This window comes from Actinoplanes sp. NPDC004185 (assembly GCF_053603475.1).
Genome location: NZ_JBSGFR010000030.1, coordinates 97,028 through 116,908, shown reverse-complemented (window position 1 = coordinate 116,908; position 19,881 = coordinate 97,028). Strand labels below are relative to the sequence as shown.

The following is a 19,881-nucleotide window of genomic DNA, read 5'->3' as shown; positions in this document are numbered from 1 at the left end:
CCGGTATTCAGGTTCTTCTTCGTCGATGAACCCTCTACCGGAGGCCTCTTCGTCTATCGACGACCGACACACCTACTTCGAAACGCGCCCTAGGCGTGCGCCGCGGTGAAGTGGCCGGGCTGCGATGGGCTGATGTCGACCTGGACGCCGGGATGGCCATGATCGAGCAGGAGCGCCTCGCCAACGGCCGCCTGGCCACGGTCGGGTCGCCGAATCGGACGTACACCTTGTCGCGACTGTCGATACGAAGCAAGAGATATCGAGGAACGTCACACTTATTAGTGTCTACCTGAGCGTGGCTTTAAGGTGACTCACAGCTTCGCTCGCACGACGGGGGATCTTCTATGCCGGGCGTTCGTCATTTCATGCTGCCTTCTATCAGCCCGGTCCGCTCTGCGGCATCCGTGATGATCGCCGCAACAACGATCATCGCCGTCTCGACTTTCGCCCGGCCGCCGTCGCCGGCTGCCGCGGCACCCGCTCCGGCCTGTGCCGTCGAGGCGCCGGACGGCTCCGCCGCTCATCGCGTAGCGGCCACCTGTGGCAAACCGGTCGAGATCCTCTCGGAGCGCACCGAGGTCTCGCAGACCTGGGCGAACACCGACGGCTCGCAGACCGTCGAGCTGGGTATTGAGCCGGTCCGGGTGCGCCGGGGCAAGTCCTGGGTGCCGATCGACACGAACCTCAAGGTCACCGCGGCCGGAGTCGCGCCGCGGGCTTCCGCGCTGCCGCTGACGTTCTCCGGTGGGGGAGACGGTCCCCTTGCCCGGCTGCAGAACGGCGCCAAGGAATTGGCCGTGTCGTGGCCCGGTCGACTGCCCAAGCCGGTCGTCGTCGGTGACACGGCGACGTACCGCGACGTGCTGCCCGACATCGACCTCAAGGTGACTGCGCAGAGCGTGGGCTTCACCGAGGAACTCGTCGTCCGCTCCCGCGCGGCGGCCCGTAACCCCAAGCTGGCCGCCCTGAAGTTCGGCGTCGCCACCGAGGGCGTCACTATCGGCCGTGCCGAAGGCGGTGGTCTCGCGGCGCGCGACAGCAAGGGCACTGCGGTCTTCACCTCGCCGGCACCGCTGATGTGGGATTCGTCGGTGAACGCGGAGGCCGGCGACGAGCCCCCCGCCCCGGTCGACGAGGTCCGACCTCCGGCGAAGCAGCAGAAGTCGAGGGCGGCCCCGGCCGCGCCGGCCAAGGACGCGAAGCAGCCCGCGACCGCAAAGGGCGGGGCCTCAGCCGAGCGGGTCCGCCGCTCGGTGATGAAGGTGTCGCTGGCTTCCGGCTCGATGACGCTGATCCCGGATCAGAAGCTGCTCACCGATCCGAACGCCACGCTGCCGATCCACATCGACCCGGCCTGGACGGGTAGCGTCTCCGGCAACTCCTGGACTTCGGTGTGGAGCAAGTACAAGACCAAGAGCTTCTGGAAGAACTCGTCAGCGCTGACCGACGGCAAGAACTTCGGCTCGGCAGGCGTTGGTCGTACCGAGGACTGTTCGGGGTGCAGCGACCATATTGTCCGTTCGTTGTTCCGGATGGACATTTCCAAGGTCAAGGGCACCCACATCCTCGACGCCACGTTCCGTATCGAGCAGCGGCACGCCTGGACCTGCAGCCCCAAGTCCAACGCCAAGCTTTGGCTCACCGGCGCCATCTCCGACAAGACGACCTGGGACAAGCAGCCCACCTGGTACAAGGATTGGACGGCGACCACCCCCGCCAACCGCAAGCTCGGCTCGATCCACGGATGCTACGGCCCCGGCGCGGTCGAGTTCCCGGTCACCGGGATGGTCCGGCACTCGAACAAGTCGACCACGATGACCGTCGGGCTCAAGGCGATCGACGAGGGCACCAAGAACCAGTGGAAGCGGTTCAACCACTCGTCGCCCAAGTTGGCGATCAAGTACAACACGAAGCCGAACGCTCCCGGCGACCGTAAGTCGGACAGCAAGGCCTGCGCGACCGGAGCTTCGCGACCGTACGCGTTGACCAACGTGCCCATCATGTCAGCCAAGCAGTCGGACCCGGACTCGAGCCAGCAGTCGCTGACGACCGACTTCTACTGGTGGCCGGCGGGTGGCGCTCGCAGTGAGTCGAACAAGGTCGTGCAGTCGTCCGGCAACCCGTCACCGGTGTCCAAGGCGATCCCGGCCGGCAAGCTCGTCGACAACACGACCTACGTGTGGCAGGCGCGCACCTGGGACGGCACCGACCACGGCGACTGGTCCGGAACGTGCGAGTTCATCGCCGACCTCACACCGCCGGCGCCGCCGACCAAGGTGAGCTCGACGCAGTACCCGGTGGACGCGCCGGCCGTTCCCGGTAGCGGTGGTGTGGGGCTGACCGGTGACTTCGCCGTCGGCGCTCCGGCCAGCCGTCCTGCGGACATCGTCGCTTACGCCTACACCCTCGATTCCGGCGTACAAGCGAGCGCGGCGCGAACAGTCGCCGCCGAAGCCGACCACTCCGGTGTCATCAAGAACCTGGCTCCGACCCGGGACGGCGTGAACACGCTGCGGGTGTGGAGCAAGGAGAAGTCAGGCCGATTCTCTGCCACGCCGTTCAGTTACACCTTCAAGGTGAAGTCCGGGTCCGGCCCGGCTGCGGCGTGGGTCTTCGACGAAGCGGCCGGTACCACGACAGCCTCCGACGACACCGGACACGGCAACACCGCTACCCTGGCCGGCAGCGCCACCCGGGTCGCCGGCCGGTCCAACGTCGGCTCCGCGCTGTCGCTCAACGGTACGACCGCTTACGCCTCGCAGGCGGGTGCCCTGCACTTCCCGCACCCGGACACCGAAGCGGTCACACCGGTGCGCACCGACGCCAGCTTCACCGTTTCGGCCTGGGTGAAACTCGCCGCCACCGGTGGCACCGGCCAGCGCACCATTGTCTCCGCCAACGGTTCGCGGACGGCGGCCTACTCGCTCGGTTACTCGGGCCCGGACAACAAGTGGCGCTTCGCGATGGCGGGCTCCGACGTCGACAACCCGACCCAGTTCGCGGTGCTGTCCAACGCGGCGCCCACAGCCAACAAGTGGACACATCTGGCGGCTACCTACAACGTGTCGACCAAGAAGCTGACGCTCTACGTCAACGGCGTCGCGCAGACCGCCACCGCGACGCTGACCGGCGGCTTCAACGCCGCCACCGACTTCGCTGCCGGCCGCCGCAAATGGAACGGTGCCTACGACGGCTACTTCACCGGGCAGCTGGACGACGTGGGCGTCTACACGTTCGTCGTACCGGTGGCGGACATCGCACTGCTCACCATGCCGCTGCCACCGGTCGTCACCTTCCCGGACACCACCCCCGCCGAGCTCGGCAAGGCCACCAAGGTCCAGCTCAACGCCGTCGGCGACACCAACGTCACCGCGTACAAGTACAGCGCCGGCTCCGCCATCCTCGACAAGACCGCAACCCCGGGCACCGCCGGAGCCGTCGCTGACGGCTCGGTGACGCCCACGTCGGCGGGTCCCACGACCGTGTACGCCAAGTCGGTAGGGGCGAATGGCCAGCTCAGCCTCGTCGGCACCGGACAGATTGAGGTCACCGGTGGTGCTTCGCTCAGCGGCGTGGTCATCGACTCGGAGACCTTCGAGCTGGTGCCGGGCGCGGTCGTGACACTGCAACCGGGCGGACTGACCGCGACGACCGGGGACGACGGCGGGTTCACCTTCGCCGGCCTCGTGGCGGGTCAGTTCACGGTCACCGCCACGGTGGACGGTCGCTGCGGCCGGATTTTCCGAACCACCCTTGCGCTGAACGGTGACACCTGGCAGGACATGGTGGTCGCCCCGCCGACCGATGACCTGGGCTACACCTGCGACGAGGCCACCTCCACGTTCGCCCCGGGGACCACGGCACTGGCCCTGACCGGCGACGACGCGGTGGCCACCGTGGAGATCCCGTTCGGCTTCCCGTTCTACGGCCAGTCCTACCGCTCCGCGTGGATCGACACCAACGGCGTCCTGTCGTTCGTCGACCCGTCCGGCTCACACGCCGGCGACGGTCTTCCGCTGCCCGGCGCGGCCATGCCGGACGGCCTGGTCGCACCGTTCTGGGACAACCTGGTCGTGGACTCCTCGGCCAGCGTGAACACGACCAGCACCGGCACCGGCACCGCCGCGAAGTTCGTCGTCGAGTGGCGCAACGTGCTGCGCAAAGGCACCACGAACGAACGGCTGTCCTTCGAGGCAGTGCTCGGCGCCGATGGCACAGTGATGTTCAGCTACACCGGGCTCGACAACGACAACGAGCGCGGCGCCAAGGCCGTGGTCGGCATCGAAGCTCCGGACGGTGCGGACGGTCTGACCTACGCGGCCGGCGAGGCCACGTTGGCCACCGACCGGTCGGTGATCTTCCACTCGCCGGTGGAGATGGACCTGCCGTCCACCTACTCGCTGTCCGGCAAGGTCCTCGGCATGTCGGGCACCGGCATCTCCGGCGCCAAGGTCACGCTGGACCCGACCGGGTTGCAGGCCACCACCGCGTCCGACGGCACGTACCGCTTCACCGGGCTGGTCCCGGACACGTACACGGTCTACTCGGCGCAGAACCAGAAGTGCCCCCAGGTCGCCCAGGACATCGTCGAGCTGACCGCAGACACCGTCCGAGACCTGCGCCGAGCCCTGGACTACGGCGGCATGGGCTACGCCTGCGCCCAGGTCACCGGCACCTTTACCGCGGCGGCCAACGTGCTCGCGCTGACCGGCGACGAGGGCACAGCCGCAGTAACCCTGCCGTTCGCGATGCCGTTCCACGGCCAGACGTACACTTCGGCCACCGTCAGCACCAACGGCTTCCTCACCTTCGGTGCCGCGCTCGGCACCGACACGTACGCGAACCCGACAATGCCGACGCTCGCCGCGCCGAACGCGGTGGTCGCGCCTTTCTGGGACGATCTTGAGATCGACGCCTCGGCGAGCGTGCGCACCGACACCATCGGCACCGCGCCCAACCGCAAGTTCGTGATCGAGTGGCGCAACGCGAAGTTCCGCCCGAGCGGCCCAGACCGGATCACTTTCGAGGCGGTTTTCAGCGAGAACGGCGAGATCGCGTTCAACTACGGCACGCTGACCACCTCGCTGCAACAGGGCGCGGCGGCGACCATCGGCATCGAGAACGCCTCCGGCACGGTGGGCACGCTGTTCTCCTTCCAGGAGGCGCGGGTCAACTCCAACGGCACGATCACCTTCACTCCCGCCGCGCCCGGTGTGATCAACGGCAGTGTCACGGTCGCGGTCACCGCGGGCCCCGCGGCCGGGCTGACGGTGAGCCTCAACCCGGGCGGCCGCACCACGACGACCGCGGCCGACGGCACCTACCAGTTCACCGGTGTGCCGGTCGGCGAGTACAAGGTCTCGGTGGCCACCGGCGATGCGCGGTGCGCCGGCCGGTACGCGAACGCGACGATCAACCTGCCTGGCGGCACCTCGGACGTGGATCTGTCGGTGATGACCGACGGCGACGAATTCGGCTACAAGTGCACCTCCGGCAGCACCGCGTTCATCCCCGGCACGATCACCGAGGACTGGACCGGCGACGAAGTCACCTGGCAGAAAAACCCGCCGTTCCCGATCAAGCTGTACGGCCAGACCTACACCTCGGCCTGGATCAACTCCAACGGCCTGGTGACCTTCAAGGACCCGCTGTTCTTCGGCTGGATCGGCTCCAACCCCAACGAGGTGCCGACCCAGGCGGCCGAGGGCCTGCCCGACGCGGCCGTCTACGCGCACTGGGACGACTGGGTCCTGGACGCCCAATCACGCATCGCGACGACCACCACCGGCACCGCCCCGAACCGCAAATGGGTCGTGGAATGGCGCAACGTCCACCTCTGGGAGGACGTCAACGCGAGGGCCACCTTCGAGGCGGTGTTCTCCGAGAACGGCGAGATCACCATCGCCTACTCGTCGATCCCCGCCGGCTCCGCCGTCGCGCGCGGCGCCGGAGCCACGGTGGGCATCGAGAACGCATCCGGCACGGTGGGCTTCCAGTACCTGCACAAGCAGGCGCTGCTCGACTCCGGCAAGGGCGTGACCTTCGTACCCGGCCAGCCGGGCGTGGGGACGGTCAGCGGCACGGTGACCTGCCAAGGTGCTCCGGTCGCCGGGGCCGGCGTAGTGGTGGCCGGCAGGTCGGCCACCACGGCTGCCAACGGCACCTACCGGATCACCGACGTCCCTGCCGGCGAATACGCGGTGATCGCCACCCAGACCAGCGGAGGATGCACCGGCTCCGCGGTCGACCAGGTGACAGTCGCCACCAACACCGAACCAACGGCAGACTTCACCACCGGCACCACGGCCACAGCCAGCGGCTACACGGTCACCGAGGAACCCGTGACCTGGACGCCAGCCGACGCCACCGTGCTGCCGCTCACCGGCGACGACGCGTACACCTCGACGAGTCTGCCGTTTCCGGTGACCCACTACGGCAAGACGTACACGAAGGCCTGGGTGGACAACAACGGGCTGCTGGCCTTCACCGACCCGGGGGAGTCGTCCTCGGACGCCTGGCCGATCCCGTCGGTACGTAACCCCGAAGAGCCGAACAACGCCATCTACCCGTTCTGGCACGACTGGGTGGTCGACGCCAACGCGAGCGTCCGCACGGCTACCAGAGGTACCGCATCCCAACGACAGTTCGTCATCGAGTGGCGCAACGTGGCGTCCTACGAGGATCCGAACACCCGCGTCTCGTTCCAGCTGATTCTCGACGAGGCCGGCGGCTACCGGTTCGCGTACAACGAGATCGACGGCACGTTCCTCGAACTGGGTGGGGGCGCCACCATCGGCATCGAGAACGAAGACGGCACCGTCGCAATCCAGTACACCTACCGCGCACCCGTCCTACGTCCGGGCCTCGGCCTGCGCATCTCGCCGCCCGTCTCCTGACCAGCACCTGTGCTCACCACCGAAAGCGGAGGAAACCCGTTGAGCGACCACGAGGTCATCGAGCATTCGTACTCTCGCCGATCGCTCGCTCGTCGGCTGCGCGGCATGCTGGCCGCAGCTGTTGCCACCTCGCTGGTCCTGACGCTGTCCGCACAGGCCTCGGCCGCAGCGCCGGCCCAGCAAGGGTTCAGCCCACCGAAGGCGAAGTCGATCGCCAGCGTTCCGGTCAAGGGCGTACCGCCGGTTGCCGAAGCCCCCGCATTCACCGCCAAGCCTGAAGTCGCTCCGCCGGCCGCGAGCTGGCCGACAGCTGGCACTGCCGACTTCGCAGTAGCGGCGGGTGCGACGCCGGCGCAGTCCCGTCCAGGTGGGCTCCGAGTGCAGGCTCGTCCGTCAGCCGCGGCGAACAAGCGGCCCGCGACGGCGGCCGCGCGCATGCGCGTCACGGTGCTCGACCGGCCCACGACCGAACGGGCACACGTGCGCGGCGTCGTGCTCGACGTCAGCCGCACTGACGGCGTGACCACCGACGCGTCGGTGGATCTCTCCGTCACCTACGCCGGTTTCCGGTCTGCGTACGGCGGCGACTGGGCGTCCCGGCTGCGGCTGGTGTCGCTGCCCCGATGCGCCCTGACCACCCCCGGCAGCGCCGACTGCCGGGGGACGCCCCTGGCGACGCGCAACGACACGTCGACCGGAGTCCTCACCGCCACGGTCGCCGTGCGCAGCACTACGTCGCTGATCGCGGTCGCGGCCGCAGCCTCCGGGCCCTCCGGCAGCTACAGCGCCACCTCCCTGACCGCATCAGCGACCTGGTCCGCGGGCAGTAACTCGGGCAACTTCTCCTGGTCGTACCCGATGCAGGTGCCGCCCCCGCCCGGCGGCCCGTCGCCGACGGTCGGCCTGTCGTATTCGTCGCAGTCGGTCGACGGGCGGCACGCGGCGTCCAACAACCAACCGTCGTGGATCGGCGAAGGATTCGACGCCTGGCCGGGATACATCGAACGTCGCTACCGCAACTGCACCGACGACATGGACGGCACCAACAACAACACCGTCAAGACCGCCGACCAGTGCTGGGCTACTGACAACGCGACGATGTCGCTGGACGGCCACGCCGGAGAACTCATTTACAACGCCACCGAGAACCGGTGGCACCTGCGCAACGACGACGGCAGCTCGATCGAGCGGCGACCCGGCGCCAGCAACGGCGACGACGACGGCGAACACTGGGTGCTCACCACCGTCCAGGGCACGCAGTACTGGTTCGGCCTCAACAAGCTCCCGGGAGCCGGCACACAGCGTACGGAATCGACCTGGACCGCGCCGGTGTTCGGCAACCACCCGGCTGAGCCGTGCCACAAGACCGCGTTCAAGGATTCGTCCTGCACCCAGGCGTACCGGTGGAACCTGGACTACGTCGTCGACCGCCGAGGCAACACCGCGTCGTACTGGTACGACAAGGAAACCAACAAATACGGGCGCAACATCGACCAGAACGACGTCGTCACCTACGACCGTGGGGGATTTCTCACCCGAATCTCCTACGGCACCCGGCAGGACGGCGGCATCGACAGCGTCTTCACCGGCAATGCACCGGCCCAAGTCGTCTTCGGGGTCAAGGACAGGTGCGAGAGCGACTGCGCCACCCACGACGGGGCGCACTGGCTCGACACCCCATGGGATCAGGAGTGCACCAAGGCGCCGTGCATGCAGTTCTCTCCGACGTTCTGGTCCTCGAAGCGACTCGACACCATCCTGACCCAGGTCTGGAGCGGTTCGGCGTATCGCGATGTCGACCGGTGGACGCTGCACCAGAAGTATCCGGACCCGGGCGACGGTACCCGGGCCGGCCTGTGGCTCAGCAGGATTTCCCACGAGGGCCGGGTCGGAATGCGCACCACCGTGCCCGACGTCGAATTCACCGAGGTCCAACTCTCCAACCGCGTGGACACGATCGACCATTCGCCCGCGATGAACTGGATGCGAATCGCGAAGATCCGCAACGAGTCGGGCGGCACGATCAACGTGACCTACTCACCAGAGGAGTGCAGCGCCGATCCGGCCAACCGCAAGATCCCGGCCGATCCGTCGACGAACACCATGCGGTGCTACCCGGTGCGGTGGACGCCCGAGGGATACACCGCCCCCGTCACAGACTGGTTCCACAAGTACGTCGTCACCACCGTGTACGAGATCGACCAGACCGGCGGTGCGCCGCCGAACGGCAGCCCACGGATCGTGCACACGTACGGCTACTCGTCCCCCGCATGGCACTACACCGATGACGACGGCCTGATCGACGCCAAGAACAAAACCTGGTCCGACTGGCGCGGCTACCGGACCGTCACCGAAACCACGGGCGATCTCGGCGAGCAGACATTCACCGAGAGCCGCTTCTTCCAAGGTATGCACGGCGACAAGCTGCCGTCCGGGCGCCGTACCGTCACCCTGCCCGGCGCCGGTGTGCCCACCGTCAACGACGAGGACGAGTTCTCCGGAATGGTCCGGGAAGCAATCACCTACAACGGCCCCGGTGGCGCCGAGATCTCCCGTCAGGTGTCGGAGCCTTGGCGGTCCGCGCCGACCGCGTCGCGGACCATCAACAAGGACACCGCCGAGTCTCGCTTCACTGATGTCCAGGCCAGCCACGAGCGCGAGCAACTGGACGGCGGCCGGGCACCGCGGGTCAGCAGCGTGCGCAAGACCTTCGACGCCTACGGGATGGTCACCGCTACAGACGATGCCGGCGACGTGGCTGTCACGGGCGACGAGACCTGCACTCAGAACACCTTCGAACCGCGCAACATCACGGCCTGGGTGATGGGGGTGACCCACCGCATCCGGACCTTTGCCGCCACGTGCGCCCAGGCGGCCAACCCCGCGGCGCTCACCGAGGCACAGGTGATTTCCGACAACCGAACGTCATACGACGGCCACGACTGGGGCGTCGCCGCCGACGTCGGCGCGGCGACCCGGATCGAGCGGATGGCGGCCTGGAACAACGGCACGCCCACCTTCGAGACGATCGCCCGGTCCGACCACGACATCCACGGCCGGGTCCGCCATCAGTGGGACGCTCTGGACAAGGAGACCGTCACCGAATACACCCCGCCGACCGGCGGACCCGTCACCCAGACCACCGTGACGAACCCGCTCGGGCACGTCACGAAGGTCACAGCTGAACCGGCCTGGGGCGTAGCGCTGACAACGGTGGACGCCAACGACAAGTCCACGACCACGGCCTACGACGGTATGGGCCGGTTGCTGAAGGTGTGGCTGCCCGGCCGCGATGCGTCGTCGCAGACGCCGAACATGACCTACACCTACCTGGTGCGCGACGACGCGGTGAGCGTCGTGACCACCAGTGCCCTGAACGCGAAGGGCGAGTACTCCACCAGCTACGCCATGTACGACGGGCTGCTGCGCCTGCGGCAGACCCAGTCGCCCTCGCCGTCCGGCGGCCGGCTGCTGACCGACAAGTTCTACGACACAGTCGGCCGTCAGGCAAAAACGTACGATGCGTACTACAACGCCAGCGCGCCCGGCACGACGCTGGTCACCGCGACCGACCGCACGTTCGTGCCCAGCCAGACCCGGATCCTGTATGACGGTGCCGGCCGGACGTCGTCGACCATCTTCCAGCCGTACAACGTCGAGCGCTGGCGTACTCGAACGTCCTACGGCGGCGACCGGGTGGATGTCACCCCGCCGGCGGGTGGCACGGCGACGTCCACCGTCGATGACATCCAGGGCCGGGTCCGCACGCTCCGGCAGTTCCACGGCTCCGTTCCCACCGGCGACAGCGACACCAGCACGTTCTTCTACAACCGCAAGGGCCAGCTCGAACGGGTCACCGACCCGGCTGGGAACAAGTGGACGTACGGCTACGACCTGCGCGGCCGCCAAGACTCGGTGACCGATCCCGACCGCGGCACCTCGTCGACGACCTTCGACACAGCTGACCGTCCCGCCACGTCGACCGATGGCCGCGGCGAAACGCTGGCCTTCCAGTACGACGCGCTGGGCCGGAAGACGGCGGTCTTCGACGATGTGATCTCGGCCAGGCCGCGAGCGCGGTGGATCTACGACAGCATCGCGAAGGGCCAGCTCACCCAGTCGATCCGGTACAAGGGCACTACCGCCTACATCACCAAGATCACTGGGTACGACAACCATTACAAGCCGACCGGCATGGACGTCGTCATCCCCACCTCCGAGACCGGGCTCAACGACACGTACCACTTCGACAGCACGTACAAGGTCGACGGGAGTCCCGCTTCGGCGAGCTATCCGGCCAAGGGCGGGCTGGAAGCCGAGACCGTCAGTTACGTGTACGACGAGACCCTCGCTCTCCCGAACCGAATGACCACCATCCTCGGTGCGTCCGAGTTCAGCTACGTTGCCGACACCGACTACAACGCTCTGGGCCAGGTCGACAAGCTCGACTTGTACACCGGTTTGTACAGCAAGACCGGTAAGCACACGTTCGCGTCGTACACCCACGAGCTGGAGACGAGGCGCCTCACCGGCGTCCGGACTGATCGCGAGGCGCTCAGCCCATACACAGTCACCGACATGCAGTACACCTACGACAACGCCGGCAACATCACCCGGGTCAATGACGCGGCTGCCGCCGGTTCGCCGGACTACCAGTGCTTCGGCTACGACGGCCTACGGCGATTGGGTCAGGCGTGGACCCCGGCCAGCGGCGACTGCACCGCCGCGGCCAGCACGTCAACCCTGGGCGGCCCCGCCAAGTACTGGCTTTCCTGGAAGTACGACAGTGTCGGCAACCGCACGGAGGAAGTCGACCGCAGTACGGGCACCTCCCGAACCACCACGTACCGGTATCCGGCTCCGGGCACGCCGCAGCCCCACGCACTGGCCGACACCACCACGACCGTCGGCACCGCACCGGCTAGCACCGTCGCGTACGGCCATGACCTCGCCGGCAACCTGAAGACCCGCCCCACGGCCGGCGGCACCACGCAGACCTTGACGTGGGACTCCGAGGGGCGTGTGGAGACCGTCACGGAGGGCACGGCTACAACGTCATACCTGTACGACGCGGACGGCAACCGGCTGATCAGCTCCGACCCGGCCGGAAAGACCCTCTACCTGCCGGGCCAGGAGATCCGCTTCACGGCCTCCACTGCCGCCCGTACGGGCACCCGCTACTACGCTTTCGCCGGGCAGACCGTGGCCTCCAGGAACAACAGTGGGCTCACCTGGTTGACCGCTGACCGGCAAGGAACGGCGCAAACCTCCCTCGACCCGGTCAGCCAGCAGGCCACCATCCGCCGCCAAACACCCTTCGGGGTGCCACGAGGCGCCGCCACCGTCTGGCCGAACACGAAGGGGTTCGTCGGCGGCACCACCGACAACACCGGCCTTACCCACCTGGGCGCACGGGAGTACGACCCGCAGCTCGGCCGGTTCATCTCCGTCGATCCGATCATGGACCTCGCTGATCCTCAGCAGTGGACCGGTTACAGCTATGCCAGCAATTCCCCCGTCACCCTGAGCGATCCGACAGGTCTGATCGCCGACGACTGCAGTAAGTTCGACTGCTTCGGGTACAACCCGAAGACGGGCTGTAAGCATGGTTGCGGCAGCACCAAGAACGTTGAGTGGGGTCGCAAGACCGGCAAGACGTCGACGGCGCCCAACTCCAAGCGCAAGCACTACAGCGGCCACACACCGGACGGCCGCAGCGTCCCGGACAAGGGCAAGGGCGAACGGTGGACCCTGCAGGACTACGCGGAGTTCCGGTATAACACGTCGTACGCGGACGCCCTGGCCAACCACCTGGTCCAGCAAGACCTGTGTACCGACTTCGGCGAGATGTGCAGCGGCCTGGAGGAGCCCACCGGAATCAGTGTGGCGCGCACGCTGGAAGGCGGCATGGCGCTGCTCGCGATTGCGGCGGGCCCGGAAATCCTTGCGGCGTGTGCGGTCGCGCCTATTACTTGTGCCTATGGCGTGGCCGATGACGCTGCGGCGTTCTACGGTTCGGGCAGTCTGGTCGGCGGTGTCGGCATGGGCCTGGCCGGGAAGACCTCCGCGGCCGGCCGGGCGGGTGGACCCTGCAGCTTCAGCGGTGACACCCGGGTACTGCTCGCCGACGGGACCAGCAAGAAGTTCAAAGACCTGGAAAAGGGCGACCTGGTCCTTGCGACGGACCCGGAAACCGGCAACGAGGGCGGTCGGCTTGTCGATCACGTCTGGGTGCACTTCGACGATCTGTACGAACTGTCGGTCGGCGGCAAACGGCTGGTCACCACGGAGGACCACCCGTACTGGAACGCCACGGACCAGAGCTGGGAACGCGCGGACGAACTGGATGACGGCGACCTTCTGCAGACGCCGGACGGACGCTGGGCTCGCGTCGGTGGCATGATCCCCGGAAGTCACCGGACGGCCCTCGCCTACAATCTCACCGTCCAGGACCTCCACACGTACTATGTGCTCGCCGGCAAAACCCCAGTGCTGGTTCATAACACTCCGTGCGGGCCGTCGTCGTACTACCGTGGCGCCAGAGACGAAGCGCCGAGCTTTGTGCCCCGGCCGAACGATTACAAGGTCGACCCGGCGACTGGATTCGTGAAGGAAACACACGGTGTATCGCTGTTCGATAACGCTGGAAGCATTTCGAGTAAGGGTTTCGAGCCGCATGGCCTCGACATGAATTCGGTGCCCAGCACGCTGCGCATAATCCAGCGGGGAAGGGACTTGAATCATTACGAAATCGTGCCCGCGCCGGGGGCGAATCTAACCCCTGGAAGATATACCGAAGAGCTATCGAAGATCCAATGCATGTGCGGTGGGGGCGGGTGACGTGGCAAAGTCGTACGAGATCAGATTTCCCGAGTACCTCGATGGCTATGAGGCCGAGACTGAGGCGAAAGGATACTTGGTGGGAGTGGCAGTCATCGCGGACGGTCGGACGTTCGACCTAACGGTCTACGACCGATCCCGCTTGGTTCAGGAACTCGATGACGAACTAAACTCGGATCTCGCCTATTTTGCGGTGTCTAATATGCTCGTCGTTGCGTCTGTAACTAAGAATGAGATCTCAATGGCGGTAGAGGCTCTGGCGAAGGGGCAATTTCGAGAGTTGATGCCGAGCCCGCGGAATAGTAACCCGCCGTAGCCGGGCCATCGGCGATCACGCCTCGTAGCGGTTGATCGCCGTGGCCTGTGGCTATCTTTGTGGGTTGCCGTCACGGTTGCCGTCACCGATCGCGCGGTATCGAGGTATCTCGATGAGTTCTGTTGCGCGCTTGTCGGCATCGGCATCCTCCCGCTGGCGTGCCGCGTAGCGGTGCGGCGTCGATCTGTGGAACCAGTTGCCGGGCAGCCGCCGCTCTGGTGGCACTGGTGTGGCTCGGCGCGCACGCCGTCCGATATCTGGTGGCGGACGAGCCGGTTCGCCCGGTGCTGCGGGCGGCGTGGCGGATCAAGTACACGTGGCGGCGTACCGCCCGCCGGGTGGGTTCGGTGCAGGTCGAGCGGCGCCGGCCACCGATCTGGTCGGCGACCCCGTACACGACGGTGATCACCCGGGAGCTGCGTCCGGCGATCACTGTCCACGCCGAGCGGTGGGGCGTGCGTGTCGACGCGTCCACCGTCGGTCGGCTGGGAGTCAAGGAGTTCACCGACGCCGCCGGTATTTGGCCGATGTGGCGGGTGCCGCTGGTCCGGGTCGAGCAGACCCGGCCCGGTCGGGTACCGCTTCGCGCGTTGCTGTCCGACCCGCTCACCGAACTGTCCACGTGGACGGGCCTATCCGGCGGCGACCCGGCGGTTTGGGCAGCGGGGATCGACGCCGACGGGCAGCCGGTCACCATCCGCAGCTCCGGGGTGTCCGGGGTGGTGGTTGCGGGCCTGGCCGGTTACGGCAAGTCCAGCTTCCGCAACGCCCGTTTCTGCCAGCTCGCCCCGTCGTCGGCGGTGCAGTTCGTGCTCATCGACGGCAAGGGCGGCCCGGACTACGACGACCTGTTCACCCGCGCCTGGCTGGCGGCCAAGGACGACCCGCAGCTCGTGCGGGATCACCTTGCGCGGGTGCGGGACCTGATGACCGCTCGGCAGCGTTCGATCCGGGCGGTGCTCGGGGTGAAGAACCTGTGGCACGTCGGCCCGTCCGAGACGTGGCCGCTGGTCGTGGTGGTGGTCGATGAGGCGCACACGTTCCTGAACGAGACCAAGGGCACCGACGCCGACTCCAAGCGCCTCGACGCGCTCGCCCGGAAGACGGATCGGCTGGTGGAGGAGTTGATCCGTAAGGCCGCAACGTCGGTATTCAGGTTGTCCTGGCCACACAGAAGGCGACTGGTGACGCGATCCCTACGAAGATCCGGGACAACTGCCAGGTGGCGGTGTCGTTCGCGCAGCGCACCTCGGAAGCGGCTACGGCGGTGCTCGGCTCGGACATCGGCGGCTACCCGGATGAGCATCCCCGCCGGTTGCAAGACCCGGCCTACGTCGGGGTGGGTTCGGGGTGGCGTCGATGGTCGCCGAGGGCCGGGCGGGGTTCACCCTGGTCCGCACCCCGTACGTGCTGGACGCTGTCGCCGATCGGATCGCTGGCGAGACGGCGGATCTGGTCCGTGACCCGATCGAGCTGTTGACCGCGTGCGAGGTGACGGCCGATGCCTGAACCTGCGCGGATACCCGGGCAGAGCGGCGGCTCATTCCGCCAAGAACACTCCGCCGCGCTGCCCGGGTCCAGTCTCTGTCCCAGCAGTGAGATAGAACCACCCCGGATGATGTCAGCCACCCCCGAGCACGCGGAGGCGGGCTGGCTGGCCCGGCTCGCCGAGTCCGCCGACCTGCTGTCAAGGTTGATGTCACTTGATCAAGTAAACTTGCAGCCTTCGATCGATGCTGTTCGCGTCGCTGAAGGCTTGTGTTGCGTTTCGGAAATGACGGGCGTGCGCGCGGAGCCGTAGGCCTTGAGCGCGTACGCGCGGCCCGGCTTTGGCCGAGCCGCTTCTTGATCCTGTATAGCTTTTTCTTAGTGAGTGTTTGAGAGTGGTGTCGCACGGCGTGTCTCCGCCGGTGGCCGTTACGGCGTGAAGCTGGCGTGGTGGAGCGTGAGCGACGGTATCCCTCGGACCTGACTGATGCGCAGGTGCGAACCGCCCCGGGTTTGGTAGCGGCTATTTGGGTTGGGATGTCGCCTCGGTGAGGCGGGGTTCGGTGGGCTGGTGCAGGCTTTCGAAGTCGGCTGGTGGCAGGTCCGCAGCGCCGCTGCGCAAGCGGCGATGGTTGTACCAGTCGACGTACTCCAGGGTGGCGATCTCGACCTGGTCACAGGTCCGCCACGGCCCGCGCGGTTTGATCAGTTCGGTTTTGAACAGCCCAATTGTGGACTCGGCCAGAGCATTGTCGTAGGCATCCGCGACCGTGCCGACCGACGCGTCGACGCCGGCCGCGGCGAGGCGTTCGGTGAAGGCAATCGAGGTGTATTGACTGCCCGCATCGTGGTGATGGATCAGGCCGGACAGGTCAGTGGCGCCGTGCCGACCGCGGGCCCAGATCGCCATCTCGAGAGCGTCCAGGACCAAGGCGGTCTTCATGCTTGTCGCCGCACGCCAGCCGAGAATGCGCCGGGAGTAGACGTCGATGACGAACGCGACGTAGACCATGCCGGACCAGGTTGGCACGTAGGTGAAGTCCGCTACCCACAACCGGTTTGGCCGGTCCGCGCTGAACCGGCGCTGCACCAGGTCCGCCGGCCGCGAAGCGTGCTGGTCCGCGATCGTGGTGCGGCGGGTCTTGCCCCGCACGACACCGCGAAGGTCAAGCTGGCGCATGAGCCGTTCGACGGTGCACCGGGCCACCTCGACGCCCTCGCGGTTCAAGGCCAGCCACACCTTTCGAGCCCCGTAGACGCTGTAGTTCTCTGCGTGGACGCGGCGGATCTGCCCGGACAACCAGGCATCTCGGCGGGCCCTGGACGAGGGCAATCGCCGACAGGCGGCGCGGTAGGTGCTGGACGCGATCGGCCACCCGAACGAGGTCAGAGCCTGGCAGATCGGCTCGACGCCGAATAGGTGTTTGTGCTCGTCGATGTAGGTCACGAGCGATGTTGTGGCCGGTCGAGCTCGGCCGCGAAGAAAGCCGACGCGCTCTTGAGGATCTCGTTCGCCCGTCGCAGCTCGGCATTCTCCCGCCGCAGCCGTTTCAACTCGGCGGACTCGTCGGTGCTGAACCCGGCCCGCTGACCGCCATCAACCTAGTCCTGACGGACCCATTTACGCAGCGTCTCGGCAGTGCCGATGCCCAGTTTCTGAGCTACCGCGGTGATCGCAGCCCAGTCGGACTCGTAGTTCGGCCGCACCTCAGCGACCATCCGCACCGCCCGCTGACGCAACTCAGCGGGGTACGGGGAAGGGCGTGACATGACTCGATCCTCCACAAGAGGCCGGGCCGATATCAAACCCGGGGCGGTTCAGTGGGAGATCGTGGAGCCGATGCTCCCTCTGATCAAGTCGCCGGGACGGATCCCGAAACATCCCCGCCGAGCGATCGTTGACGCAATCTTGTACGTGGTCCGCAGCGGTTGCTCGTGGCGCCAGTTGCCGGTCGATTTCCCGTCGTGGCAGACGGTGTACTGGCAGTTCCAGCAGTGGGAACAACGCCAGGTCACCGAACGGGTCCTGGAAGAGCTGCGCGAGCAGGTCCGCATCGCTGAAGGCCGTGAACCCGAGCCGTCTGCCGGGATCATCGATTCGCAGTCGGTCAAGGGTGCCGACACGGTCGGGCGGGAATCCCGCGGCTACGACGCGGGCAAGAAAATCAACGGCCGTAAGCGGTTCATCGTCACCGACACCCTCGGCCTGCTGGTCGTGGTCTGCGTGGTGGCCGGGTCGTGGCAGGACCGCGACGGCGCGAAGACGACCCTGCTCAGCACCTACCTGACGACGCCGATCCGGTTCGTCTTCGCCGATCAGGGGTTTGCCGGCCGGCTTGTCGACTGGGCCGCCAGTCGGCTCCGCATGCGCGTGGAGATCGTCCGTAAGCCTGCCGAGCAGCGCGGTTTCGCGGTACACCCGAAACGCTGGGTCGTCGAACGCAGCCTGGCCTGGCTCACTGGGCATCGGCGGCTGGCGCGTGACTACGAACGCGATCCCGCCGTCTCGGAAGCGTTCATCCGCTGGGCCGCGATCAACACCATGATCCGCCGTCTCGCCCGCGGTGGGCCGGCCAAGCGCCAGACCCGACGCCTACAGAACGCGCCCGAATAGAAGCTCTCTCAAACACTCACTTAGCCAATCAGTCGCCACGGCCGCGTTCCCCCATACGGGCAGCGGCTTCACGGGCAAAGACCGCGTCTGCCCCGTCCGAGCTCCACGTCGGAGTGACCTGATAGCTCTTGATGTGCCGCTCAAGCTCATCGTGGAGCTATCCGATCGAGGGAGGCGTGGCGATGAGCGGCGGAGTGTTCAAACGGTGCGGATGTCGATCCTCAGAAACCGGCCGGTCGCTGAGCTCGGCCTGTCCGCAGCTAGCCCAGCGGGGTCATGGGAGCTGGTACTTCGACTGTGCCGTTCCGGTGCTGCCCGGTCGGCGGGAGCGGCTGCGTCGGGGCGGCTACCCGACCCGGCGCGAGGCGATCGCCGTCCGAGATGCGCTACTGGGCGACGGTGACACGGCCACCGCCGAAGGCTGGACGGTGCAGCGCTGGCTGCGCTATGGCTGACGACGCGTACGCAGATCCGGCCGACCACGCTGCGCTCGTATGAGGTGCACATCGAGCGGCATCTGATCCCGCATCTGGGCCGGCTGCGGCTGAGCGAGCTGACCGGCCGGCACCTCACCGACATGATCACGACCATCGCCGTGACCACGGACAGGTACGGGCGCACGCCGACCCCGTCGACGCTGCACCGCATCCGGGCCACCCTGCGCTCGGCATTGAACGCCGCCATTCGTGAAGGCCTGCTGCGGGACAACCCGGCCCGTTAAGTCGAGGTGCCTTCACCGCGGCGCCCGCACGCTATGGTCCGGCCGGCGGTCGCGGTGTGGACCGTTGAGCTGACCGCGACGTTTTTGTCCTTCGTGGCGAAGGACCGGCTGGCGGTGATGTGGTGGCTGATCTCTGCGTGGCTTGCGCCGTGGTGAAGCCGCCGGGCTGCGCTGGGCCGATGTCGACTTGGACGCCGGGGTAGCCCTGATCGAGCAGCAGCGCATCGCGAACGGCCACCTAGTCACGGTCGGTCCGCCGAAGACCGCGAGCCGCCGGCTGGTCGCCCTCGACCGGCACACCGTGCGGCTGCTGCGTGAACACCGCCGTCGGCAACGGGCTGAGCAACGCGCAGCCGGGCAGGCGTGGCAGGACTCCGGCTACGTGTTCGTCACCGAGGACGGCGCTCCGCTGCACCCGGACTATCTGACCCGCCGCTTCCACCACCTCGTGCTGGAGTCCGGGCTGCCGCCGATCCGACTGCACGACCTGCGCCACGGCGCCGCCAGCCTCGCCCACTGCGCCGGCATCGACCTCAAAACCGTGCAGGCCCAGCTCGGGCACAGCAGCATCGTGCTGACCGCCGACACCTACACCAGCGTCCTGACCGACCTGCTCGCGTATGCGGCCGAGGCCACCGCCCGGCTGGTGCTCGCCGCAGCGGCCCGTAACCCCGGCCGTCGGCACCGCCGCAGGGACCATCCGGCGAAATCCGCTGCACCGGCTCAGATCGCCTCCACGGAACGCTCGCTGAGCAGGCCCTCCAACCGTCAGAAGACTCCGAAACGGAGGCGCCCACACACGTCCCACCGACGTCCCACAAAGATCAAGGCCGCATAGCTCGAAAGCTATACGGCCTGGTGAAGCATGGTGCGCCGCGTAGGACTTGAACCTACAACCCGCGGATTAAGAGTCCGCTGCTCTGCCAGTTGAGCTAGCGGCGCTCGCTGACAACGCAGAAACATTAACACGGGCTTCCCGGGAGCCTGAAATCGGCACCCCCGCATG

Annotated in this window: 7 protein-coding genes, 1 tRNA gene and 2 pseudogenes; 8 read left to right on the top strand and 2 right to left on the bottom strand. The window is 67.2% G+C overall.

Annotated elements, in window-relative coordinates; genetic code table 11:
* Positions 1-344 precede the first annotated feature (344 nt).
* From ACWEOZ_RS28450 to ACWEOZ_RS28435, 4 genes and pseudogenes are all read left to right on the top strand, one after another.
* Positions 345-6,896: a carboxypeptidase regulatory-like domain-containing protein gene (locus ACWEOZ_RS28450; protein ID WP_451913719.1), complete on the top strand. Its 6,552-nt coding sequence runs from the start codon at positions 345-347 to the stop codon at positions 6,894-6,896.
* Positions 6,897-6,935: 39 nt separating this feature from the next.
* Entirely contained in the window at positions 6,936-13,736 is a 6,801-nt protein-coding gene (locus ACWEOZ_RS28445; RefSeq protein ID WP_451913718.1) for an RHS repeat-associated core domain-containing protein, read from the top strand.
* Between the two features lies 1 nt (position 13,737).
* Positions 13,738-14,052 (top strand): hypothetical protein, encoded by a 315-nt coding sequence (locus ACWEOZ_RS28440; RefSeq protein ID WP_451913717.1) that lies wholly within the window; start codon positions 13,738-13,740, stop codon positions 14,050-14,052.
* Between the two features lie 182 nt (positions 14,053-14,234).
* Positions 14,235-15,558 (top strand): annotated as a pseudogene (locus ACWEOZ_RS28435) (FtsK/SpoIIIE domain-containing protein); the annotation flags it as partial.
* Between the two features lie 505 nt (positions 15,559-16,063).
* Here ACWEOZ_RS28435 and ACWEOZ_RS28430 read toward each other — a convergent pair.
* Positions 16,064-17,310: pseudogene (locus ACWEOZ_RS28430) on the bottom strand (IS3 family transposase).
* On the opposite strand from ACWEOZ_RS28430, the gene ACWEOZ_RS28425 reads away from it, so the two are divergent.
* The 4 genes from ACWEOZ_RS28425 to ACWEOZ_RS28410 all read left to right on the top strand — a co-directional run bounded on the left by ACWEOZ_RS28425 (position 17,309) and on the right by ACWEOZ_RS28410 (position 19,713).
* The gene (locus ACWEOZ_RS28425; protein WP_451913716.1) at positions 17,309-18,154 is read left to right on the top strand and encodes an IS5 family transposase; all 846 of its coding nucleotides are present in this window, start codon (positions 17,309-17,311) and stop codon (positions 18,152-18,154) included. The pseudogene ACWEOZ_RS28430 and the gene ACWEOZ_RS28425 sit on opposite strands and share 2 nt — an antisense overlap.
* A gap of 308 nt (positions 18,155-18,462) precedes the next feature.
* A complete protein-coding gene (locus tag ACWEOZ_RS28420) occupies positions 18,463-18,609 on the top strand; it encodes a hypothetical protein (protein ID WP_451913715.1) in 147 nt (48 codons plus the stop codon).
* A complete protein-coding gene (locus tag ACWEOZ_RS28415; RefSeq protein WP_451913721.1) occupies positions 18,576-18,875 on the top strand; it encodes a tyrosine-type recombinase/integrase in 300 nt (99 codons plus the stop codon). Before ACWEOZ_RS28420 ends, ACWEOZ_RS28415 begins: the two co-directional genes overlap by 34 nt.
* Positions 18,876-19,017: 142 nt before the next feature.
* Positions 19,018-19,713 (top strand): site-specific integrase, encoded by a 696-nt coding sequence (locus ACWEOZ_RS28410; RefSeq protein WP_451913714.1) that lies wholly within the window; start codon positions 19,018-19,020, stop codon positions 19,711-19,713.
* A gap of 28 nt (positions 19,714-19,741) precedes the next feature.
* On the opposite strand, the gene ACWEOZ_RS28405 is transcribed toward ACWEOZ_RS28410, so the two are convergent.
* Positions 19,742-19,817: transfer RNA gene (locus ACWEOZ_RS28405), tRNA-Lys, on the bottom strand.
* Between the last annotated feature and the right edge of the window lie 64 nt (positions 19,818-19,881).

Excerpts from the sequence above, each read along its gene's own strand:
- ACWEOZ_RS28450 (WP_451913719.1), top strand. The coding sequence starts at position 345 with ATGCCGGGCGTTCGTCATTTCATGCTGCCTTCTATCAGCCCGGTCCGC.
- ACWEOZ_RS28425 (WP_451913716.1), top strand. The coding sequence starts at position 17,309 with ATGACTCGATCCTCCACAAGAGGCCGGGCCGATATCAAACCCGGGGCG.